Source organism: Paenibacillus sp. IHBB 10380 (assembly GCF_000949425.1).
GTDB lineage: Bacteria > Bacillota > Bacilli > Paenibacillales > Paenibacillaceae > Paenibacillus_AQ.
Map to the genome: position 1 here is coordinate 455,902 of NZ_CP010976.1, position 23,804 is coordinate 479,705.

Annotated in this window: 21 protein-coding genes; 16 read left to right on the forward strand and 5 right to left on the reverse strand. The window is 44.2% G+C overall.

All coding sequences use genetic code 11. The features are described from left to right. The first annotated feature begins 141 nt into the window (after positions 1–141). From UB51_RS01855 to UB51_RS01865, 3 genes are all read left to right on the forward strand, one after another. The gene (locus tag UB51_RS01855) at positions 142–1,641 is read left to right on the forward strand and encodes a DEAD/DEAH box helicase (protein WP_044875826.1); all 1,500 of its coding nucleotides are present in this window, start codon (positions 142–144) and stop codon (positions 1,639–1,641) included. Positions 1,642–1,730: 89 nt separating this feature from the next. Further along, on the forward strand, positions 1,731–2,477 hold the full coding sequence (locus UB51_RS01860) for an ABC transporter ATP-binding protein (RefSeq protein WP_044875827.1): 747 nt from the start codon (positions 1,731–1,733) through the stop codon (positions 2,475–2,477). 2 nt (positions 2,478–2,479) lie between these two features. Beyond that, positions 2,480–3,697 carry an ABC transporter permease gene (locus tag UB51_RS01865; protein WP_044875828.1) on the forward strand — a complete coding sequence of 406 codons (1,218 nt, stop codon included), beginning with the start codon at positions 2,480–2,482 and terminating at the stop codon, positions 3,695–3,697. 82 nt (positions 3,698–3,779) lie between these two features. On the opposite strand, the gene UB51_RS28650 is transcribed toward UB51_RS01865, so the two are convergent. From UB51_RS28650 to UB51_RS01875, 3 genes are all read right to left on the reverse strand, one after another. Further along, on the reverse strand, positions 3,780–3,890 hold the full coding sequence (locus UB51_RS28650; protein WP_234405524.1) for a YjcZ family sporulation protein: 111 nt from the start codon (positions 3,888–3,890) through the stop codon (positions 3,780–3,782). Positions 3,891–4,237: 347 nt separating this feature from the next. Then, complete coding sequence (locus tag UB51_RS01870; protein ID WP_044875829.1) at positions 4,238–5,539, reverse strand: aminotransferase class I/II-fold pyridoxal phosphate-dependent enzyme; 1,302 nt, start codon at positions 5,537–5,539, stop codon at positions 4,238–4,240. A gap of 101 nt (positions 5,540–5,640) precedes the next feature. Next, positions 5,641–5,844, reverse strand: coding sequence for a hypothetical protein (locus tag UB51_RS01875; protein WP_044875830.1), 204 nt, complete (start codon positions 5,842–5,844; stop codon positions 5,641–5,643). On the opposite strand from UB51_RS01875, the gene UB51_RS26150 reads away from it, so the two are divergent. The 3 genes from UB51_RS26150 (at position 5,843) to UB51_RS01890 (ending at position 8,315) form a co-directional block, all read left to right on the forward strand. Next, on the forward strand, positions 5,843–6,352 hold the full coding sequence (locus UB51_RS26150) for an aminotransferase-like domain-containing protein (protein WP_144406934.1): 510 nt from the start codon (positions 5,843–5,845) through the stop codon (positions 6,350–6,352). The two genes, UB51_RS01875 and UB51_RS26150, sit on opposite strands and share 2 nt — an antisense overlap. Before the next feature lie 31 nt (positions 6,353–6,383). After that, on the forward strand, positions 6,384–7,169 hold the full coding sequence (locus UB51_RS01885; RefSeq protein WP_044875831.1) for an AraC family transcriptional regulator: 786 nt from the start codon (positions 6,384–6,386) through the stop codon (positions 7,167–7,169). 285 nt (positions 7,170–7,454) lie between these two features. Beyond that, positions 7,455–8,315 carry an SDR family oxidoreductase gene (locus tag UB51_RS01890; RefSeq protein WP_044875832.1) on the forward strand — a complete coding sequence of 287 codons (861 nt, stop codon included), beginning with the start codon at positions 7,455–7,457 and terminating at the stop codon, positions 8,313–8,315. On the opposite strand, the gene asd is transcribed toward UB51_RS01890, so the two are convergent. After that, complete coding sequence (asd, locus tag UB51_RS01895) at positions 8,312–9,118, reverse strand: archaetidylserine decarboxylase (RefSeq protein WP_044875833.1); 807 nt, start codon at positions 9,116–9,118, stop codon at positions 8,312–8,314. The two genes, UB51_RS01890 and asd, sit on opposite strands and share 4 nt — an antisense overlap. A 251-nt stretch (positions 9,119–9,369) precedes the next feature. Beyond that, complete coding sequence (locus UB51_RS01900) at positions 9,370–10,479, reverse strand: YheC/YheD family endospore coat-associated protein (RefSeq protein ID WP_044875834.1); 1,110 nt, start codon at positions 10,477–10,479, stop codon at positions 9,370–9,372. Between the two features lie 45 nt (positions 10,480–10,524). Here UB51_RS01900 and UB51_RS26155 point away from each other — a divergent pair, with 45 nt between their 5' ends. The 10 genes from UB51_RS26155 to UB51_RS01950 all read left to right on the forward strand — a co-directional run bounded on the left by UB51_RS26155 (position 10,525) and on the right by UB51_RS01950 (position 23,684). Further along, positions 10,525–16,950, forward strand: coding sequence for a WIAG-tail domain (locus UB51_RS26155; protein ID WP_052675729.1), 6,426 nt, complete (start codon positions 10,525–10,527; stop codon positions 16,948–16,950). A gap of 260 nt (positions 16,951–17,210) precedes the next feature. Then, positions 17,211–18,032 carry a glycosyltransferase family 2 protein gene (locus UB51_RS01910; protein ID WP_234405525.1) on the forward strand — a complete coding sequence of 274 codons (822 nt, stop codon included), beginning with the start codon at positions 17,211–17,213 and terminating at the stop codon, positions 18,030–18,032. Between the two features lie 5 nt (positions 18,033–18,037). Next, entirely contained in the window at positions 18,038–19,141 is a 1,104-nt protein-coding gene (locus UB51_RS01915) for a glycosyltransferase family 2 protein (protein ID WP_234405526.1), read from the forward strand. Continuing rightward, on the forward strand, positions 19,138–19,923 hold the full coding sequence (locus UB51_RS01920; RefSeq protein ID WP_044875835.1) for a glycosyltransferase family 2 protein: 786 nt from the start codon (positions 19,138–19,140) through the stop codon (positions 19,921–19,923). The genes UB51_RS01915 and UB51_RS01920 overlap by 4 nt, the downstream gene beginning before the upstream one ends. After that, complete coding sequence (locus tag UB51_RS01925; protein WP_044875836.1) at positions 19,920–20,651, forward strand: sugar phosphate nucleotidyltransferase; 732 nt, start codon at positions 19,920–19,922, stop codon at positions 20,649–20,651. Before UB51_RS01920 ends, UB51_RS01925 begins: the two co-directional genes overlap by 4 nt. 195 nt (positions 20,652–20,846) lie before the next feature. Beyond that, positions 20,847–21,134 (forward strand): hypothetical protein, encoded by a 288-nt coding sequence (locus tag UB51_RS01930; RefSeq protein ID WP_044875837.1) that lies wholly within the window; start codon positions 20,847–20,849, stop codon positions 21,132–21,134. A gap of 27 nt (positions 21,135–21,161) precedes the next feature. Further along, entirely contained in the window at positions 21,162–21,479 is a 318-nt protein-coding gene (locus UB51_RS01935) for an alpha-helical endospore appendage domain-containing protein (protein WP_044875838.1), read from the forward strand. Then, positions 21,476–21,775, forward strand: coding sequence for a hypothetical protein (locus tag UB51_RS01940; RefSeq protein WP_044875839.1), 300 nt, complete (start codon positions 21,476–21,478; stop codon positions 21,773–21,775). The genes UB51_RS01935 and UB51_RS01940 overlap by 4 nt, the downstream gene beginning before the upstream one ends. A 2-nt stretch (positions 21,776–21,777) precedes the next feature. Next, positions 21,778–22,161: a FliH/SctL family protein gene (locus tag UB51_RS01945; RefSeq protein ID WP_044875840.1), complete on the forward strand. Its 384-nt coding sequence runs from the start codon at positions 21,778–21,780 to the stop codon at positions 22,159–22,161. Between the two features lie 377 nt (positions 22,162–22,538). Continuing rightward, the gene (locus UB51_RS01950) at positions 22,539–23,684 is read left to right on the forward strand and encodes a CgeB family protein (RefSeq protein ID WP_044875841.1); all 1,146 of its coding nucleotides are present in this window, start codon (positions 22,539–22,541) and stop codon (positions 23,682–23,684) included. Positions 23,685–23,804 lie beyond the last annotated feature (120 nt).

A 23,804-nucleotide genomic window follows, 5' to 3' on the forward strand; every position in this document is an offset into this window, starting at 1 on the left:
TTGGGACGATGAAGTCGCATATTCTTAAATAATTATAAGTATTCATTTAACTTATTGGCTAACCATTTGGTGGGATAACTATTTTAGCATATAATGATATTGAAAGATAACGAATGATATGAACATAAAGGATGGACTTAAATGAATTTAACTTCTTTTGAAGAACTAGGTATCCATACGGATTTAGTTAATAAACTATCCGAATTCGACATCAAACAGCCTTCTCCAGTACAAGCAGAGGTTATTCCTGCTGTGATGCAAGGAAAGGACGTTCTGGCTCATTCTCAGACAGGAACAGGCAAGACTTTAGCTTATTTGCTTCCTATTCTGCAAAGTATTGATGCTAATCGCAAATCTACGCAAAAGCTGATTCTGGCACCTACACAGGAGCTAGCTATGCAAATTGTGCGGGAGAGCGAGCGTTATGGTGAGCATCTTGGAATTTCTGTACTCGGTGTAATCGGGGGCGCGGCAATTAAGCGGCAAATAGAGAAACTAAAAGTACCTCGACAGCTGCTAGTGGGTACCCCTGGACGAGTACGGGGATTGATCGAAATGCGTAAAATAAAAATGCATGAAGTAACAACGATTGTAGTAGATGAGGTAGACCAAGTCTTTCAACTCGGTGCAGCTGGTGATGTAGATCATATTATTCGCAGCGCTCAACGTGATCGGCAATTATTATTTCTCTCTGCAACGGTGAGTAAGGAGACAGCAGCACTCGTTAAGCGTGAGATGAAGGAACCGGTAGAGGTCGGAATTGATCCAGAGCAGATGACTGCAACGGGACTTGAACATTTCTATTTCGTATCCGAAGAACGTAATAAACCGGATACTCTCCGGAGATTAATTCGTCACTATAAACCGAAGAAGGCCATTGTTTTTGTGAATACTACTGAAGATATTGCTGAAGTGGAAGCTAAGATGAACCATATGGGACTTAGAGCACAAGCGCTATATGGTGATGCTGACAAGATGTCTCGTAGTGGCGTACTTGCAGGCTTCCGTAGTGGGAAATTCCAAGTGCTAGTAGCAAGCGATTTAGCTGCGCGTGGCTTGGATATTGAAGGCTTAACGATGGTTATCAACTATGATCCAGCGACAGACTCCGAGCATTATGTGCATCGTGCAGGTCGGACAGGCAGAATGGGACGTAGCGGCATTGTGTTATCTATTGTTACGGATCGTCAAATCTTCATTATGAAAAAATTCATGAAAGAACTGGATGTCACCATTGAACTACGTGATATGTTCGGCGGTAAAGTGATGCACCCTGACGAAGCGTCATTGGGAAGCCAGGCACGTAAAGTGTATTCTGATAAAGGTGAGACTGTAGCTCCTCGCAAATATGAGGATACTAAACGTAAACCTAACGTAACAGGGGCTGGTGAGGCTGGGCATAAGAAGGTAAGCAATGATACTAGCTACAACACCAAAGCCGCGTCAGAGATAAGAGAAGTCGCTCAAACGAAGGGGCAACAGGGTGAGACTCCTACGGTTAACTCAACTAGCACTCAGCCCCCATTCAATTCAGTGAAACCTAAAGGTAAGTCAGGTGGAGGCAGTAAAGCAGAACGTGAGCGTGCACGCAAGAATAAAGGCGCACCCAAGTGGTTGAAGAATAAGCCACCACGTGTGTAATATACTGCAAGGGGTATAGGAGCAGAGAAATATCATAAAGTTGTCGCCCTTCTGCTCGGTAGTAGCTATTATTAATCGAGGTGAGAATAATGAGTGATACACCTGTACTTGATATTCAATCATTAACCGGCGGCTATAGCCTAAATCGTCCTGTTCTGCATGATGTAAATTTTGAGGTGGGAACCGGGGAAATGATCGGGCTGATCGGGCTTAATGGTGCTGGTAAAAGTACAACCATGAAACATATTTTAGGCCTCATGTCACCTCAAAAGGGTGATATACGTGTACATGGTAAAAAAAGAGATGATGATTCTGAAGCCTATCATAGTGCGATTGCATTCGTGCCTGAATCCCCACTCTTATACGAAGAGATGACGGTTAGAGAACATTTAGAGTTTACTGCACGAGCTTACAATGTATCCAAAGAAGATTATGAGGAACGGTCAAGTCAGCTATCCGAGCTATTTCGGATGGAAGACAAGATGGATAGCTTATCTATCCACTTATCCAAAGGAATGAAGCAGAAGGTCATGATTATGTGTGCATTTGTAGCACGCCCTTCATTGTACATTATTGATGAACCCTTCCTCGGACTAGATCCGCTTGGAATTCGTTCTTTGTTAGATTTCATGCTGGAGTTAAAAGCAACGGGTGCTTCCATTCTATTGAGTTCACATATTCTGTCAACCATAGAGAATTATTGTGATCGTTTTATCGTGCTTCATCAGGGTAGTGTTATTGCTCAGGGCACTTTGCAAGAAATCGCCGAACAAGCAGGAATGCCGGGAGCTCCATTAGAGGAACTCTTCTATACACTTGTTCAAGGTAAGGTCTGAGTATGGATCTGAAGAGTCTTCGAGTTGAGCGACGTAGCCATTTTTGGGGAGAAATCATTCCTTATTTAGGATATGTCATGCAGAGTGGTGTTGCGGTACTGTTTATGTTTGTGTTGATTACTTTCTCTGCATGGTATACATCTCTTGTACAGCATATTCCAGAAGGGCTACCTATTCGCTGGATCATGTTAGTGCTTTTAGTCCCATTGACGGTACAAAGTAGTTTTCGAACTTATTTACAATCACCAGATGTCGTTTTCTTGCTACCGCAGGAATCAAAAATGAATCAGTATTTATCAGGAAGCTGGTTTAGCGGTGTAGTGTATAAGTTAGTAGGTCTTCTGTTAGTTTTCTTAATCGCTTGGCCGCTTTATGTGCGAAGTGATGCTGAACCAAAACCATTCTGGACATTTCTGATGCTCCTCGTAATCCTCAAAATCATTTCAAGTTATGGGGGATGGAAGGAACTATCCATGGTCTCGAATCGTGCGGCTATGGGATATCGGCTACTTCGGTGGGGGGTTATGATACTCGCTATTGCCTCGTGGCTATGGGAGCCTACTGGCAAGAGCCTTGTCTATATTGGATTACTATGTATCACCTATATCGTAGCGGGGAAATTTCCTGTTAAGCATCTAGTAGCATGGGAGCGACTTATTGAGAAAGAGAAAACTCAAATTGGTCGAGTGATGTCGGTATTGGGTTGGTTCGTAAATGTTCCAGAACGCCAACAACGAGTGTACTCACGCCGTCTGCTCTCAAGCTTAGGAAGCGGGATACCTTGGAAATCCAATTATGCTTACAGATATCTTATTACGAAAAGTTTCATACGTAGCGATATTCTTGGCATTATTATTCGTGGAGGCTTGCTCGGATTACTGCTTATCTGGTCGACACGCGGGAGCTTGCTTGCAAGCGGTATTTATTTGTTCTTTCTTTTCATTATTGGGATGCAGTTATCGTCTCTTAAGCGATATCACAGTGAATCCTTCTGGTTAAATATATATCCAGTTCAACCAAATAGCAGACAAGAGAATGTGACGGTGTTTGTATTCCGAGTGATTACAATCATCGCTTGTATTCTGTGGTTACCTTTGCTAGGTACAGGGTTATCACAAATAGGTCTACTGGTGGGGACATTAGTTGCAGGATTATTGATGTCTGTGTTATTCCGTATTCTTCTTTCACGTAAAAGTAGCATGGATCCAGATGAGGAGTAATCTAGCTCAGGAGTAGGTATATATTTATACAAAAAAAGGTGCCGTCTATTTATTATGGACGGTACCTTTTTGTATGGATTGATTACCAGAAAGAGCGTGTGATAATAACTAAAAGAATGAAAAGTACTAATATAGCACCAGTGCTGTTATAAGCACCGCCGCCGTATCCACCTCTGACTTCTCCTGCACCCATATTCATTCCCCTTTCATAAGGAAGTAATTCTGTACATCGTATTGTATGAAAGGAGGGAACTAGGTGATTGGACGCAACCCAATAAATATAAAAGGATTAATTTCACAATTACTTTTAAAATCTAAGAAAGCTCACACCAAAATCAGTGCTTGAAGGTTGATAAATGACCGCTACGCTTTTACAAGACAATTCCGGTATCGAAGCTACGATTAGCATAGAACTCTATTTTCAGCAAGCACTGATTATGAATTAGAGTCTATAAGCAAGTATTAGTTTTTACTATTCTTTCTTATATTTCTACGAGAAACGGTTACCGTTCCTTTAAGGACGGTAACCGTTTCTTCTTGTTAGGATGTAGTTTGTAGATCTTGAACGCCTTGATAAATCAGACTATAGAGATCCTCTAAATATTGTTCATCAATACATGAGAAAGCGATTCGTAGATCATGCTCTCCAAGAGCAATCGTACCCACACCATATTCATGAATTAAGTGAACACGTAGAGCTTCAGCCGTCACCGTCTTAAGCTTCAAGCACATGAAGTAACCAGAATTAAAGGGATAGTAGTCCCATACTTCCTTATACTTATCATTGTCCAGTAATGCTTTAACTCGGTTTGCACGGCCTTTCATAATTTGGAACTTCTCTTCTTTTTGAGCTGCAAATTCAGGAGATTTAAGAGCGTCCAGTACAAAAGTCTGAGAAGGATGAGCACCACTAGAAATGGTTGCACGAATAATTCCTAATGTTTTTTGTTCCAAGGCGGTTAGGACATCCTTGCTTTCCGAAGCAAAGGTTATAAAACCAACCCGGAAACCCCATACAAATTCTTCTTTAGTAGCTCCATCTATTTTGACTGCCAGCACCCGAGGATGAATTCCAGCAAGTTTACCAAACAAAGATTCTTTCATGGAATCCTCGAAGAATAGAGAAAAGTAGGCATCATCAGTAACGACAACGACGTTAATACCTGCATCAGCGGCGTCTTTGATGGCTGCAACAATTTCTTCACCTTCCTGATTTCCAGGGGTATAGCCTGTAGGATTGTTAGGGAAGTTTAGCAGAACGATAGCTTTACCTTTATCTTGCTGAGAGAGCAAAGCTTCACGAAGTCCAGCACTGTTGAATGTCATATTCTCGGTGAAAAGCGGATAGTTAACCGTTACTCCATGACGACGAACGCCAAAAGTAAGCTCATAGTTCTCCCAATTCTTATCAGGATAAATGACAGCATCACCTTCATCACAGAACAAATCAGCGACAATGCTCAGACCATGTGTTAGCGCATTGGTTACAACTGGGTTTCCAAAGGATTTATCTTGTAAGGTAGGATTTTCTTGCAGCATTTTGCTGCGCCATACCGTACGAAGCTCTGGTTTGCCTGCTGGAGGAGCATAGCTGTAAAGATCCTTGGGTGCATAGGCGGATAGTTTGTCCTGAATCACACCTAAGTGCATAGGAACTCCACCTTCAGTGGCGATACCAATCGTAGCATTGTATTTCTTGGCGTGACCTGAAGCTTCTGCCGATTGACTAAGAATTCCTTCTTTTGGGAAATAGATCTCTCTTCCGAGTGTCGATAACATGTCATAAACGTGAGTATTAGAAGCGTTGATACTTTCATTTAACTGTCCAGCAAGTGGGTTCATTTGTTCCATCCTTCCGAGTCTGTTTAGGTATGGGAAAAATCAATTTTCGCTGGTTCATATTATACCACTTAGCTAAGAAAGCGTCACTGAGAAATAACAAACTATGGCGAGTATGGGCAGTATTTTTTCATAAGCTCGATGGTTTCCTCATCTTGAGGTAAAGAACGCTCTTGAAGTCTATTTATAACCTTGTCCATCTTAGCTTCTGATAAATTCTGACCGAACTTGAACTTAGCGATCACTTGATCAGGGATAATTCGAACGATAGCGACCCCATGCAACCTTGGCTCATTCTCTAAAACCATGTTTGCGGGGTTACGTCTAGGTTATGCTGTACTTCCAAGTTCACTTGTAGAGCCTGTAGTCTGTGCAAAGGCACTGTATGATCCATTCTCGACGGGCGTACTTGAGCAACGAGCACTTGCACACTTTATGAGTCGGGGTCATTATGGGAGACATTTACGGCGGATGACTCGCATTTTTGGAGCTAGATATGATATGCTGTGTAGCCTAATGACTAAGCATGTTCCAGAATTGTTTACGTTAGTATATAGTGATGCAGGTTTACATATATATGCCCTTTGGCGACAGTCACCGCAACAATTTACAGCTTTTGTATCTGCTGCAAAGGCTAGAGGGGTAGAGTTTAGGGATGCTTCGCTCTATCAGATTGAATCCGGTTTACCGGCTGCTTGTTTGGGATTCGCTCATTTAGATGAGAATACGTTGACTGAAGGTGTTCTGCGACTCGCGAAGGCATGGAAAGATGTGCAAAAACAGTCAGGACATAGTATTATTATGAAGAGAGAGTAGTTGAAAACATAAATGAGGGGGAAATCACGTCATGCTGCATGCAGCGCCGTCCTCTTTTGAGATCAAGCCCGCTTTGGCCAAAATTGTATGTGAACCGAATTGGAAATGGCAAAAGCGAGAGATTCCAATGCAAAATTATGATCTGTTCTATGTATGGAGTGGAGAGGGTACGGTGGTTCAGAATGATGAATCATTCACTGTCGGTAAAGGAAGTTGTTTTCTATTCCGCCCCGGAGACCATACGAGTGCAGTGCACAATCCACAGAAGCCTTTAGTGCTGACTTATATACACTTTGATGTATTAGAACCTGTGAAAGAAATTCCACTTCCTTATCGAACCGTGCGAGAAACAGTTGACTTTGAATATATGTTAGCTCGTTATGTACGATTGTTCTTAGTACATACCTATGCAGCTGAGGAAGAGGGGCAGCTTATTCTTAAGCAATTAATGATTCATTTATTGCGTGAGGACAAGGAGAGTCCTGTGGAGAAGACTGTTAGTAACCAGCTAGCAGAAGTGATCCTAGAAATATCGAATTATGTGAAGCAGCATCCGGGGATTCAACATCGTGTGGAAGATTTGGCGGCCCGTGCGGGATTGTCACCACGTTATTTCTCCATCAAATTTAAGGATTTAATTGGTTCACCTGTACAATCTTACATTATTAAGACACGTATTGAGAGAGCTCAGCATTTATTGCAGCATGCTGGGATGAATGTTACAGAAGTAGCTGATGCTCTGGGTTATCGTGATATCTTTTTTTTCAGTCGTCAATTCAAGCAATATACAGGACAGAATCCTTCGGAAATTCGTTAATTAAGGCTAGAGAGGAGGTATAAGGAATGAATTATAGACGGCGGTTTCGTAGCCGGGTGAGTGTTGTGGTTCGCGGCAGTTTATTTCAGAATCGCTTAAGACGATTGAAACGGAGCGAAGCTGAAAGTGCAATGTGGTTCTAAACCTATCTATGAATGAAGATGAATAGATGAAATTATATATGAGGTACAAAAACAGCTTGGGAAATATATTTTCCTGAAGTTGTTTTTTTTGTGATTGTTGTGTAATCTTCAAGAAAGCGAAATGGGGAAGGGGGAGTTTACCATGAGGAGGAGTGCTCAGTCTAGGCGTGTTGCTCTCGTTACAGGGTGTTCAAGTGGATTTGGACTCCTTACGAGCATAGAACTTGCCAAGCAAGGATATGTTGTCGTGGCAAGTATGCGTAGGCCAGAGGCAAAGGATGCCCTGTTAGAAGCAGCCCGTGTTGTAGGAGTAGAATCATCTATCGTCGTAGAAGCAATGGATGTACGGAATGAAGAACAAGTCACATCAGTAGTTCAGCAAATTTATGAATGTTATGGTCGTTTGGATGTGTTGGTTAATAATGCAGGAGAAGCACTCGGAGGATTAATCGAGGAAATTCCGTTATCTGTTTGGCGCGAGCAGATGGAAACAAATTTCATTGGGATGGTGTGTGTTACTAAGGCTGTTCTCCCACTGATGAGGGCAAGCAACGGAGGCAGAATTATTCAGTTGAGCAGCATTAGTGGTGAAGTGGGGTTTCCAGGATTTGGGCCGTATGCGTCCTCTAAATTCGCGATGGAAGGATTCAGTGAATGTCTTGCACTTGAGGTCAAGCCCTTCGGTATCGACGTAGTTCTAATTCAGCCTGGAGCTTACGGGACACCGATCTGGGGTAAAGGATTTTCTTCTATGAGTACTAATACAGATTCGCCCTATCAAGAATTATTGAAGTCTATTCTGAGTTATTCTAAACGGAGTGCTGAGGACGCAGGTAACCCTTTGGATGTAGCCAAATTAGTGGCACGTGTCGCTACCATGAGGTCCCCAGCATTTCGTTATCGAACTCCTTTAGGAACAACCGTCACTATGCTTGCGAAGCGAGGGTTACCAGAACGTTGGTTCCAGCGAATGATACTCACCCTTTTGACAAGGAAGTCTTAACGAGGGGTAGACTGATCAGAAATATGCATACGCCCTAGGTATTGACCCATACGTACGGCATCTCCAGTCTTCAGATCGCTAGATGGGGTAAAGGTGCCGTTCTCAGTAAGAAGGACAACGGTGGACCCAAATTCGAAATACGCTAAATCATCACCCTTGTCCCATGCTGTGACGTCCGAATCACTATATTTAATACTACTTACGTTCATGGCTCCGACCTTTACGACAGCGATTTCTCCAAATGTATGCTTGATGTATGTAATGAGTCGTTCATTACGGCTTAACACCGATGGCATGTGCGTCATAGCGAAATCATTCACAGGATATACCCGGCCCTTTATATGTTCGCTTTCTACCTTAGTTCCAGTTACGGGTGAGTGAATGCGATGATAGTTGGTTGGACTTAGGTACAACACGAATACATAACCATTCTTATATAGCTCTAGATGAGGGGAATGATGAAGAAGATCCTTTACCGTATAATTCTGTCCCTTAACGTTCAATATCGTTCCAGAAGAGATGGGACCCATTGCTGTAATTAGGCCATCTACAGGGCATGTTAATGAATGCTCAGAGTCATCAATGGGTCTCATACCCGTTTTGAGCTTGCGTGTGAAGAACTCATTAAGCGAACGGTATTCATGTATGTCTTTTTCCGCTTCTAATGCGGGAATTTGATAGGTTTTGATGAACATTGGGATGAAGTATCGGCTTACTCTGCTGTGAGAAAAGCGACCCATTATTTTAGAGATCGATTTTCTGGAAGAGAGCTCAGTCATTAGCCGTAATATTTTTTTTGCCATGGTCATTCTCCCTTCAGATGTAAGTAAGCACTCTGCAATATATTGACATAGAATAGATTTTAAATCAATAAGGATGAGATATAAATCGATTAAGCCAACTTATTATGCGCTCATGTAACGTATAGGAGGAAAGCCAGAACCCTTAGATCAGAATATGAAAAAAGCAGTTCCCCCTGTACATGGTTATTTGACTAGGGATCTGCTTTTTTTGGTGCTGTCATACTATTAAATTTATAGGTAGAAGATCAGTATTATGTTGCTTCATAGGGTAATAGGTACTCTTGATTGAATAGAAAACGAGCGTACCCCATCGGTTGTCTATAGGAACTCTTCCAGGTTTCCATAAGTTTAGCTTTCCGAAATCCATAACGTTGATCTCTCCCATTACATTCGATAAAATACGGATGGCCAGAGGATGTGAGACCGATGTCCATTCCTAGGTCGGCAGCAAAGGGAATATATCTCTCTAATTGATGTGCAATACGGAGAGCTAGTTGCCCCACTTGATCGATTATCAACTCCGGTTGAAGATTCTCAAGGCTCTTAGAGAGAATATACTCGATAGGGAAAACCCCTCCACCGTGAGCAATATTAGTAACAAAAGTATTAGAGAGAGCAACTTTTGCGAACATACCTGTAATTTGCCACTGGCTATTTAGTCCACGTTGGATCGTAACTCGTAGATCATAAGGGCAATCATTGTATGTTGCAAGCTGGATGCGTTCTTGAATTATATAGGGAGTAAGGAGGATCTGGTTGCGTAGAAATAGAGGAAGCTTTCCTTTTATTAATAATTGGGTAATCGACGTTCGATCTGATCCAGGCCTAGTATATGTTAATTCCCAGTTTGGTTTGACATATTGAAGTCTCATAATTCCCCGTCCTATACTACCATTACATGGTTTGAGAATAAGATCATTATAACGAGTCATCATGTCTGTGATGTTGGATGTAGTGGCATCTGTCGTATGAGGAAGAAAGGGTTGTAACGTAGTATCCTGATTGAGTAACTTGTGTACCTCATCTTTACCATACCGATTAAAGGTATTAAAGATAATGAATCCCTGTTTAAGTAATTTCTCTATTGTTTGGTTGGCTTTAGCATCGGTATAAATCGCACGATTATGGATAATGCTCGGAATGGGCATGGCAGTCCTTACATATTTGTGTTTTTGTTTAAGATAGGCTGTGCATTGACCTGTAGTCAGATTTAAATCTTGTAGCCTCAAATAACAAGGAATTAACCCATACATTGCCGCGGCTTCCTCGTAATTATCAATGGACTCTACTCCAGTTGCGCTATTGGGTATTCCTAGGTACGTTTTATTATTAAACAAGATCCCAACATGGATTCGTTGCACAGCCGTCCTCCTATTCTGTTGCTGCTCTAAGATTTGTACTTGATATTGTATGTATTAGCGGATGAAGAGAAAACGGACGGCTGTCCATACTCAGGTGCCTATTTTTTATTAAACTCGGTGACATTCGCCTACGAATTTGCATATGATGCCCAAGATGCATTACGTCAGGAAGGAGCGAGTGCTTTGAAAAAAAAGGTGAACAGTCAATCGGCCAAAGCCAATAAGCGCCTCTATTATGTGGATAACCCGAATTTGCAAGAACTGGATTTAATTAATAAATCCAAGAAGGTAGGACGTCAATTCCCAAAAGAGAGCAATCAAGTCAATGTTCATGCTGTATCTACGCCAGTTGCAGATGATGAGGTTGAATCTAAAGACACGAGCATGACGGGGACAGAAGATGTGCAAGCAGAGCAAGAAGAGCAAGAAGTAGTTGTAGCCGAAGAGTATTCTATAAATGATGGAAATGTGACAGAGGAGGAGAATAGAGAGGTAGAATGGATTCTGGCTGAGAAGAGAATGCCAGGTGCCCCCCAAGCCTTCATCTATACAGAAGACCTAAGTCTTGGATCTGTGACAGCAGATAAAATTGCAAAGGGAGCTATTGACCGTACCAAGTTGCAGCAAGGTATTATCGCTAGTGAATTCATTGCAGACTACGCTGTGACTCATACACAGCTTGCTGATGGTTCAGTTATTTCTTCCAAAATTGCTCATGATTCAATCATTGAGGAGCACATTGTAGATAGTTCCTTATCAGGTAATAAGATTCGTGATCGTTCTATCGGTGGGGAGAAAATCAAAGATGGGAGTATCACCTCTTTCAAATTAGCCAATCAAATCATTGATGCCAGCAAAATCGCAGACGGCTCGATTGGTCCTCGTCATCTGAGTCATGTGCTTATCTCGAATGAGCTGTTGCAGGATGAATCTGTCACTGGTAGCAAGATTGCTGGATCCAGCATACATGATCATCATTTAGTAAATGAAGTGATTACGACTTCTAAGATTAGCGACGGAGCAATAACAGGCTCTAAGATTCGGAATGGCGAAATTACAGGTGATAAGCTTGCGAATCAATCTATAGAAAGCATTCATCTTAGTGATCACTCGGTGACTAAGGAACATATTGCGAAGGAATCCATTGGCAGAGATCAATTAGCTCCTAAGAGTGTGAATTCTGAGCAATTAGCCCCAGATTCTGTAGGAAGAATTCATCTTCAGCAAGGTGCAGTAACTTCACAAGTACTTTCACTGGATGCTCTTACAACAGAGCATCTAAGAGGGATCACATTGAACGGAAAACATATCGGCTCAGGTGAAATAATAAGTGCTCATCTTGCGGATCAAAGTATAGGATCTAATAAGCTTGCCGACCAATCGGTGGGAACCATTCATATTGTAGAACAGACCGTTACAGCATCTAAAATTGCAGATCAGAGTATTCTGCCGCATAAGATCGCTGATGAAGCCGTACTGACAAGGCATATTTCCAAAGCAGCCATTACCGGAATGCATATTGCAGCAGAAGCTATTATCGCTAAACATGTCCGTCCTGGAGCTATCCATGGAGGACATATGACAGCAGATAGTGTGTCTGATATTCACTTACAGTCGCATTCCGTGACTTCAGATAAAATTGAAGTGCGGAGCATTGAAGAACAGCATATTGCGGATAGCGCCATTGTGACAAGGCATATCCAAAATTCAGGTATAACGACAGATAAACTTGCCGAGGGTAGTGTGACCTTTAGTAAGCTTTCTGCTGGAGCTGTTGGTGGACACATTATTGCTAATAACGGTGTTACTTCTCATCATATTACTACGGGGGCTATAAAGGATAAACATGTCGCTGAGCAGAGTATTGGCTCAGCTCAGATTCAAGCTGAAGCTGTTCAGACTAAGCATATTGCATCAAGGGCTGTGTCGATACAGCAATTACAAGAAGCAAGTGTAGACACGCATATCCTGAAGGATGGTTCTGTAATAGCAAGTAAATTAGCATTGGGAAGCATTAAGACGGAGCACTTAGCGCACGGAGTGATATTCCCACAGCATTTGGCAGATAACGCTGTGACTTCGCTTAAGTTGTCCCCTGAGAGTGTATCGAGTGATAAAATTCAGGATTTGGCAGTGACATCATCTAAGCTGGCAGATGGAAGTATTGGACATTCTAAAATCAAAGCTGCGTCTATACTGAGCGAGCATTTCGCTCATGAAGTAATCGGGCCCGAAGCTCTGGCTAAAGGGGCGATAGGTTCCGAACATTTGCAAGAGCAATGTGTGGAGGAGAGACATTATGCACTTGAGTCAATAGGGGGCAATGTCCTACAACCTGCATCTGTAGGTCCAGATCATCTACGAGTACACAGTGTGCAGGAGTATCATCTCGCACCGGAAGCTGTTACTTGTGAACATTTAGCAGAAGAAGCTGTAAGTACTTGTTCTTTACAAGATGGTGCAGTTACGACTTCGAAGATTGGATTAGGGGCCATAAATAGTCAACATTTGGCGGCTTCGTCAGTGAATGGTTCTGCTCTGCAAGAGGGTGCAGTTACAGCTGTGAATCTGAGCGGAGCGGCTGTAGGAAGCGAGGCGCTTCAAGAGAGTTCCGTGTGCTCAAAGCATCTACAAACGCAAAGCGTACAGATGAAGCACCTTGCTTTAGGAGCAGTAAGTGCGGACCATTTAGGGATTTCTTCTGTAGGAAACGCAGCACTGCAAGAGAGTGCAGTTACTGCGGCGAAGTTGGCTGTAGAAGCTGTTGGGAGCGAAGCGTTACAGTCTGGAGCTGTAGGGGCCACTCATCTGCAAGTGAAGAGTGTACAGGAATGGCATATCATGCCAGGGGCAGTTATCAGCGAGCATTTGGCAGCATCCTCTGTAGGCAGTACTACGCTGCAAGAAGGTGCAGTGACGGCCGCGAAGCTGGGAGGGGCGTCAGTTGGAAGTGAAGCGTTGAAGGCCGGAGCGGTAGGTTCGGAGCATCTGCAAGCACAGAGCGTGCGGAAATGGCATCTTGCACCCGGAACTGTAGACGCAGCTCATATGGCTATCTCCTCTGTAGGCCATACTGCGCTACAAGAGGGTGCAGTTACAGCTACGAAGCTAGGTGCGGCTTCCGTAGGAAAAGAAGTGTTGCAAGCAGGGGCAGTAGGTTCTGAGCATCTTCAGCCTCAAAGCGTGCATAAAGGACATTTAGCGCTTGGATCTGTTGGAGCCGAGCAGATTGAGGCATCCTCCGTTAGTGAATTAGCACTTCAACAAGGTGCGGTCACAGCAGATAAGCTGAGTGTGGAATCGGTAGGTAGCGAAGCAATACAGTCAGGTGCTGTGGGCTCAGAGCATCTAAAGGTTCAGAGTGTTCATAAGTGGCACCTTGCTGATGACGCACTAGATGGTATTCATCTAGCAGCATCTTCTGTGAGCACTTCAGCGATCCAAGAAGGTGCGGTTACGTCTGCGAAGCTGGGTGAAGATGCGGTAGGAAGTGAAGCGCTACAGGCAGGAGCAGTAGGGGCAGGGCATTTGCAAGCGCAGAGCGTGCAAGAATGGCACCTAGCCCCAGACTCGGTAGTCAGCGGCCACTTAGCGGCTTCTTCCGTGGGTAGCCTGGCGCTGCAAGAAGGTGCAGTCACATCTGCGAAGCTGGGCGTGGAAGCCGTAGGAAGCGAAGCGTTGCAGTCAGGCACGGTCGGAACGAAGCACTTACAAGTACAGAGCGTACAGGAGTGGCATATTGCACCAGAAGCCGTTGTCAGCGACCACCTGGCAACGTCCTCTGTGAGCACTTCAGCGCTCCAAGAGGGTGCAGTTACTGCGGCAAAGTTAGGCGAGAATGCGGTAGGGACGGAGCACCTGCAAGAGCAAAGCGTGAATGAGTGGCATATCGCAGTGGGTGCGGTAGTTAGCGAGCACTTGGCAACGTCCTCTGTAAGCACTCCAGCGCTCCAGGAGGGTGCAGTCACGGCGGCGAAGCTAGGCTTGGATGCGGTAGGAAGCGAAGCGCTACAGGCAGGAGCAGTGGGGCCAGAGCATTTGCAAGAGCAGAGCGTGAAGGAATGGCACTTAGCTCCAGGTGTGGTAGTTAGCGATCACTTAGCGGCTTCTTCCGTAAGTAACCTAGCGCTGCAAGAAGGTGTAGTCACGGCTTCGAAGCTGGGTGTAGACGCCGTAGGAAGCGAAGCGTTGCAAGAAGGCGTAATAGGTTCTGAGCACCTGCAAGAGCAGAGCGTACAGAAATGGCATATCGCAGTGGGTGCGGTAGTCGGCGAGCACTTGGCGACGTCCTCTGTGAGCACTTCAGCGATCCAAGAAGGTGCGGTTACGTCTGCGAAGCTGGGTGAAGATGCGGTAGGGAGTGAAGCGCTACAGGCAGGAGCAGTGGGGGCAGGGCATTTGCAAGCGCAGAGCGTGCAAGAATGGCACCTAGCCCCAGACTCTGTAGTCAGCGGCCACTTAGCGGCTTCTTCCGTGGGCAGCCTGGCGCTGCAAGAAGGTGCAGTCACAGCTGCGAAGCTGGGCGTGGAAGCCGTAGGAAGCGAAGCGTTGCAGTCAGGCACGGTCGGAACGAAGCACTTACAAGTACAGAGCGTACAGGAGAGGCATCTAGCCCCAGGTGCGGTAGTTAGCGACCACTTGGCAACGTCCTCTGTGAGCACTTCTGCGATTCAAGAGGGTGCAGTTACAGCGGCGAAGCTAGGCGAGAACGCAGTAGGGACCGAGCACCTGCAAGAGCAAAGCGTGCAGGAGTGGCATATCGCAGTGGGTGCGGTAGTTAGCGAGCACTTAGCAACGTCCTCTGTGAGCACTTCTGCGCTCCAGGAGGGTGCAATCACAGCGGCGAAGCTAGGCTTAGATGCGGTAGGAAGCGAAGCACTACAGGCAGGAGCAGTAGGGTTAGAACATTTGCAAGCACAGAGCGTGCAAGAATGGCACCTAGCCCCAGGTGCGGTAGTTAGCGACCACTTAGCGGTTTCTTCCGTAAGTAGTCTAGCGCTGCAAGAAGGTGTAGTCACGGCTGCGAAGCTGGGTGTAGACGCCGTAGGAAGCGAAGCGTTGCAAGAAGGCGCAGTAGGTGCTGAGCACCTGCAAGAGCAGAGCGTGCAGGAATGGCATATCGCAGTGGGTGCCGTAGTCAGCGAGCACTTGGGAGCGTCCTCTGTGAGCACTTCAGCGATCCAAGAAGGTGCGGTTACGTCTGGGAAGCTGAGAGAGGATGCGGTAGGAAGCGAAGCGCTACAGGAAGGAGCAGTGGGGTCAGAGCATTTGCAAGAGCAGAGCGTACAGGAAAGGCATCTAGCCCCAGGTGCGGTAGTTAGCGACCACTTAGCGGCTTCTTCTGTGGGTAGTCTGGCGCTGCAAGAGGGTGTAGTCACAGCGGCGAAGCTGGGTGTAGACGCCGTAGGAAGCGAAGCGTTGCAAGAAGGCGCAGTAGGTGCTGAGCACCTGCAAGAGCAGAGCGTGCAGGTGTGGCATATCGCAGTGGGTGCCGTAGTCAGCGAGCACTTGGGAGCGTCCTCTGTGAGCACTTCAGCGATCCAAGAGGGTGCAGTTACAGCGGCGAAGCTAGGCTTGGATGCAGTAGGAAGCGAAGCAATGCAGAAAGGTTCTATAGGCTCAGAGCATTTGCAAGAGCAGATTGTGCACAAGCGGCATCTTGCATTGGGAGCGGTAGGAGCGGAGAACTTGGCGAAGTCTTCTGTCAGTGGGGCAGCGCTGCAAGATGGGGCGATCACTGCTGCAAAGCTGGGCTTGAAAGTGATTGGCAGCGAAGCGTTGCAAGAAGGAGCAGTTGGTGCTGTTCACCTGCAAGTACAGAGTGTGCATACGTCACATATTGCACCGGGAACGGTAGGCAAGGATCACTTGACGACAGCATCGGTGAGTAGTTCATCAATAGAGGACGGAGCTGTTACTGCAGCGAAGCTGGGTGTTGAGGCGGTAGGTACTCATGCGTTACAGGATCACGCGGTTACTGCTGCGAAGCTTGGCATAGAAGCGATAGGAAGTGAAGCGATCCAAGAGGGTGCAGTCGGTTCAGAGCATCTGCAAGCACAGAGTGTGCAAGAGTGGCACCTCGCATCTAAATTGGTTAGCGCGGATCATTTGCAGGAGGGAGCTGTTCATAGTACACATCTGGCGCCAGAATCCGTCAAACCTGAGCATCTCGCATTTACACCTGTATATGGTAGCTCTAGTGAGCCGACGCTACAGCAGTTTGGAATGACACCTTTTATTTTCAAAATGGGAGAGAATTGCGTGGAGGTGCCGGTTACCTTCGAGAAATCTTTTCCAGACATTCACTATGTGATTGTCGCCATGTGTAATCATCCTGACTTTTACGCATCATTGAAATCACAACGAGAGGAAAGCGCCAAAATTGAAGTCGTTCGGCGTGAAGGTGGGGGATCACAGTCGTTTGGATATTTATCTTGGATCGTAGTGGGTTCTTCACCACATATAAGCTAAGTCATTAGAAGCATCAGACAGTACTTGCTTGCTTTATTTATACCTTCTATAGAAACGGGTATCGTCCATATGGATGATACCCGTTTCTATTTCATGCATTTATACATATTCAATGTACAAACGCCGTTACGTGATAATCGTCCTAACATAAACTAAATATTAACAAGATTATCTATATAGAATGAACTAAAGACCAACCCTGGGACGAAAACTTTAGTTCAATCTATCTACATTCACATTAGGGGGGAGAGAGGGACGGTATGAGAATGAGACTCCATTCCTCTAAGAGAGTAAGCAAGGATCGGCATTCGTTAAATGATGTGCGAAGAAGAATTGAGAAAGCTCATCATGGTGTGCCCATTGTTTCTGTTATTATTCCAGTGATGAATGAACGAAAGACGATTGGCGCTATCATTCGAGAAGCCAGACGTATCCATCGGAGTGTAGAAGTGCTTGTCGTGGCTAATGGATGTACAGATGGAACATCATCTATAGCTAGAAGGTACGGAGCGAAGGTGTTGGAATATGAGAAACCATTAGGTCATGATGTTGGAAGAACATTGGGAGCACAGGTAGCTAGGGGAAAAGTATTATTGTTTCTAGATGGTGACATAGTTATCTCTGCTAAGGAATTACGTCCATTTGTGGACGCCGTTCTTTCTGGGACTGACGTCGCTCTTAATCAATATAGTGGCCCCATTAAAAGGAAGCAGGCTCACCCCGTTGTATTAGCCAAGCATGTGCTGAATGATATGTTGTCTCGTTCTGATCTTAAAGGCGCTTCAATGACAGCTATTCCGCATGCTTTAAGTCGAAGAGCGCTCGAGATTCTAGGAACGGAGTGTTTATCGGTTCCTCCATTAGCATTAACCATGGCCGTACACTCCGGATTGAATGTAGCCACAGTTCACGTTCTCCAGGTAGGACGCATAAACCGTAAGCGTACAAAGCGAGGTAGCGTAGATCCGTTATTAAATATTATTGTCTCTGATCACATGCAAGCGATTCGCTGGTTGATGGAGCAAACAAATGAGAGAAATGGATGTGGCGATTTATATCGAAAGCGAAATAGGGTAGGGTGATTTCATTGATTAAACAACCGAAGAGACAACCGAAGAGACAATCGAGGAGACAACCGAAGAGGCAAGCAAAAAGTCATAGATTAAGAGGGCGCAAGGTCAGTAACTTACCTTCAAGTCATCGCCAATCCATATGGATAAAGCGAGCTTTTCTCGAAGGGGAAAAAGCAGGTTCACAGAGTGACTCTGCGCTAGGCACAACAGATGAGATGTTTCAATCCATACAACAATCTTTCAATAGTTGGTGCTCCACTGAATTCAAGAAACGTCCAGATTATTCACTCATGAAGAAGCTTTCTTCTTTCTACTGCCGAGGTGTTTTGAATTCTACAGGTAAGAAAGTTCGGGGAGTTCCTCTGTTGCTTCAAGGAAGTGCATCCGCCGTTGTATGTGCAAGTAATGAAGGCGAGAGTTTGAATCTCGTATTAGATGAGTTAGAGAGGCTACCCTTAACGGACATCATTGTTATTCTAAATGGTTGTCATGACAATAGCTACAAAGTTGCCAGAAGTCATAAAGGGACAACAATTGTCCATTATGATCAGCGTCTTGGACATGATGTGGGGCGCTCTATTGGAGCGGGTATAGTTAAGACAGATATCGTACTTTTCACAGATGGGGATATTGTGATTCCAGCTGAGGAGTTGGCTCCATTTCTATACGCGGTTGATGGGGGAGTGGATGTGGCTTTGAATAATATTACACCCTATCTTCCTTCTTTTAATGATCACGATGTGGTGACACGTAATAAAAGCTTCTTGAATATGATATTACAACGCCAAGAGTTACATGCTGATTCCTTAACCGCTATACCCCATGCCTTATCCAGTCGATGTATTTCAGGGATCGGGCTATCTTCATTGATGGTTCCACCCAAAGCACAGGCATTAGCTCTGGCTCAAGGATACCGAGTCGCTTCTGTTCACTCGGTGGATGTGATCTCGAGAAATCGATCTCATACTAGTAATCGTGGCAAACATAATGTAGTAGCCGATTTGATCAAGGGGGACCATGCGGAGGCACTGCATGAACTGATGTCGAAATATGGTCTTCTGTTATTTACACCCCTTGAGTCTCGTTCTGATGTTGCTATACGGAGGAATACCAGATGACAAAGACAAGTATCATTATTCCTACCTTTAATGGGCTTCCTCTGCTCTCAGCCTGTATTGATTCTATCCGAAGTCATACGATAGCTGAGCAATATGAGCTGATTATTGTTGATAACGGATCGACGGATGGAACAGCAGAGTATTGTATTCGCGAAAGATTAACGTTCGTATCTCTTCCAAAGAATATTGGATTTCCGAAAGCTTGTAATATCGGGATATCCATAGCCACGCGAGATCAATTGCTGCTGCTGAATAACGATGTTATCTGCACTCCGAACTGGTTATCTAATCTAACTCAGGCGTTAACAAGCAGTCCAGATATAGGTATCGTCGGTCCTAGTAGCAATGATGTGAATGGGTTGCAGCTGGTTGAGGTTTCTTATTCGAACATGGAAGAATTTCAGCAAATGGCAGCTCTTAATAATAGCTCGGATCCAAATCGCTGGCTTGAAGTACAACGAGTTGCAGGATTATGCTTCTTGTTTAAAAGAGAGGTTCTGAATAAAGTAGGAGTATTAGATGAAGCTTTCTCTCCCAGGTATTATGAGGATGACGATTATTGTTTTCGTGCACGGATAGGAGGATATAAATTGTTGCTATGCCAAGATGTGCTCATCTACCATGGAGGTAGTGCGAGCTTTAAAACATCTTATGCATCTGAAGATATTGCAGCAATTATCGATAGGAACTATCAGCTATTCATAAATAAATGGCATGTAGATCCTCATCAATTTATCGATTCATGGACCAAAACCACTCCTGAAGGAGGAGAAGTGCAGTGAAAGGTGTTATTTTGGCGGGTGGAACGGGCACACGTTTGTATCCGTTAACTCAACTGATTAACAAGCATTTACTTCCTATCGGTAAATATCCTATGATATGTTACGGTATTGAGAGGCTAAGGCAGGCAGGGATTACAGATATTTTGATTGTGATGGGTAAGCATTCTTCAGGTCTATACACAGACTTCTTGGGCAGTGGCAAAGAATGGGGTGTTCAGCTCACCTATCGAATTCAAGAAGCTGCGGGTGGTATTGCGGAAGCATTAGAGCTGACCCAAAACTACATGAGTATAGGTGAAAGATTTGTGGTTCTACTCGGTGACAACTTATTTATAAATGATCTGAGACCTTATGTGGATCGTTATTTAATGCAGCCCGAGGGCAGTGCCAAAGTGCTGTTGAAGCAAGTCAATGATGCTCATCGTTATGGCGTTCCCGTATTCGATCAGTATGATCCGACTCGTATTGTATTTATTGAAGAAAAGCCCGTAAATCCAAAGTCGGATTACTGCGTAACTGGAATTTATATGTATGATACAGAAGTGTTTAGTAAAATTTCACAGATTCAAGCTTCTGCTCGCGGAGAGTTCGAAATTACGGATGTTAACAATTTATACGCTGGAAGCGGACAGCTAGAATATGATACTCTGACTGAATGGTGGATCGATGCGGGAACTTTCGACTCTCTGCAGGAGGCTGATCGCCAAATGAAAGGGTTTCTTCCATAGGTTTTAATATGAGATAGGGGCTATTCTGAAAGATCTGAAGAGATCTGATGGAGAGTCCCTTTTTTGTTGTTAATTCTAATATTCCGTAACTGTCCTTAGGTGGGCTGCATATGATGTAGCAGGCAGAAGCGGAGATAGAGGTAAGATCACCTTTTTGTGTGCAGGTGATATGAATTCTAGATTAGGGGGAATTGGATGCAGGCCAAGGTCGACCAGATAATCACTCATCTATCGCATTCCCAACAGCAAATGGCTCGAATATTAGATGCCGAACGACATGTGGTTGTGCATATAGCTCAAATTATTCATGATTTACCGGATCCTAATCCAGAATTAGAGGAGATAGAACCTTTAATCGAGAATTCTGTGCAAATCAATAAAAGCATAATTTGTTACATGGAAAGTCTTGCTGATTTGCAGGAAGCCCTGGCAGAAAATTTAAGTCATGTTGTAAGGGAATTGTGTCATCATGAGGAAGAGTAGTAGAAGTTACGAGGAGGAGGACCCTAGATGAGCAGAGAACATTCTTTTTTACAGATGCTTGAAGCTTCCTCCAAAATACAGTTAAATATTGCTCTAATTCTGGAAGCTAAAGCTATAGAAGCAGAGAAGATTCGGAATTGGACTGTGAATTGTTTGAGCGCAGATGTTCTTCATTGCCATGATAAGCAACTAAGTGTACCTTTACAAATCCATGGACAAATTGTAGAACTTCTTGAAGGGATGACTAAGCTTGAAAACGGCATTTGTAGCAACTTAAAGGCCGTTTTAAGAGGGCAAGAATCCGAAGAAGATGGCGGCTTGGGTATGGGAGAGATGGACAAATGAGTTATCTTGGCAAACAGCAGGAGGCCAAAATTTCACTAGTGAATTCTATTGCTCTTAGTCAAAATGCACTTGCCCGAATTCTCAGCAGTATAGCAGACATCTCTTCCCATTCGGAAATATCAGCCCGCAGCTTGCAAGACAATATAAGACTGCTTACGCAATATCAGAGCACGATGTGCCGGATGATGACAGGCATACAGCTACATTGTCATAAAGATGGTATACCTACATTACCCTGGCTGAATCTAACTCAAGTATCTAACCTCAATTTACCAAGTAGATTACAGGAGGAATAAGGATGGTTAATAAGAGGAGGCTATTGCTTCTTAGAAAAGTAAGAGCCCAGCGTCATAGATTGTTGCTCTTACGGAGGAAACGCGCACTCAATATTCGCAGACGTAGACGTAGAACATTAAAGTTAGTAAGGTGGCGTCAACTTTCCCACGCCGCTTCAAGATGTAGAGAACGGAGTCTTAAGAAAAAAAGGCATCGTCGGAGGTCTAAAGAACCGAAGGTGTGTCTACCGGTTCTGACTGCTCTGCCGATCGTTGCAGAGAATGCTCCAACGGATGGTTCATACAATCAGACATTTGAAAAAATGTATAATGAAGGTTTCAATGCAGGATTCGCTAAAGGATTCGAAGATGGAAATTATATAGGTATAGGTTACCAGCCGAAGTAAGAAGAATATAGGATCTAGATTAGAACTACCGCAAGCCTTCAGGCTTCATGTTACAACATGAAGCCTGAAGGCTTGTTATCGTAATTACAGGGCATCCGCCAATTTCCTCATTTAAAGGCCATCGTCCACGATACATTAGCCTTTTCCGCATATAGTTATACAAGTCATATAAACCATGACAGACAGGATGATGAGGTGAAAACGGTAGTCCAAAGAAAAAAAAGCAACCACTACGTTTTATTACAGACCGGGTATGACATTGAGACCTACGTAACATTTACGGAGTTGCAAAATAAATTGAAATATAATCAGGAGCAGCAACGAATTGCTTATCGGGGATGGGCCATTATAACGCGCAAAAAAGAGGGAGTGACCATATGCCGGAAATTCAGAGTATTACAGAGGCTAAGCAGCTTCATTCTAAATATCGAGGTTTTGAAGCAAGTCTTCAACAGCTGGATGCTCGATACCGGGATGGATATGAAGAAGGATATTTACGTGGACGAGCGAGTAAAATCATAAGTCAACCCCCAGAAATCTTCTCGGTGAGACAGCTTCATATTCTATTTGTTTCATCAGGAAAGGGATATCCCTATTCACCTATCGATGAAGCCATTACAGCCACCTTGCAATCATTAGTAACCCGGGTAACTGTTATCAATTCTGGGACTTCGATTGCTGAAGCTGCTGTTCAACTTTCACCGGATCTTGTACTCATACTGGATGGAATGTTTATAAGCAGAGAGGAACTTGACCGCATACGTGAGCAAGGATTTCGCACAGCTGTTTGGCTAACAGATGATCCTTATTATTCGGATCTGACGATTACGAAGGTGCAACATTACGACTTTGTATTTACACTAGAATTGAATTGCGTCAACCTGTATAAGCAATTGGGATGTGAACACGTTTATTATCTCCCTTTTGGTGTTCGAACAGAACACTATCAACCTCTTCTTGCCCAAGTTCCATCCTCACTAAAGCGTGATATCAGCTTGATTGGTTCTGGCTATTGGAATCGAATCCATTTCCTTCACCCCATCCTTCCACATTTGATGAAGTACAATACGAATTTCAATGGAATATGGTGGGATCGCCTGCCCGAATATCCTATTTATCAGCATAAGATCGAATTAGGGAAGTGGATGGGGCCTATAGAAACAGCAGCTGCATATAACGCTTCGAAAATTGTCATTAACCTGCATCGTTCTCATGATGACGATAGCGTCAACAATAATTCACTTCATATTCCTGCAGCTTCTCCTAATCCTCGAACATTTGAAATATCAGCGTGTGGAACTTTGCAGATGAGCGATGCTAGAGATGACTTAGTACGATTCTATGAACCTGGTAAGGAAATCGTCACTTATAGTTCTCCACAGGATTTTCTGGAGAAAATTGAGTTCTATCTTACGCATGAGAAAGAGCGACAGGAGATAGCTTTGGCTGCTTTAGAGAGAACCTATAGAGATCATACGTATAACTCAAGAGTGAATGAGCTGTTATCCATCGTGTTTCCGTAAGTGAAGGGAATCGCTCCTTTTAGATGTAAAATATGGACGTATGGAGGGGAATAAATGTCGTACCCGTACCAATATCAATCTAATATATTATACAACCTAGGTGTAAGGAGGTAAGAGTTT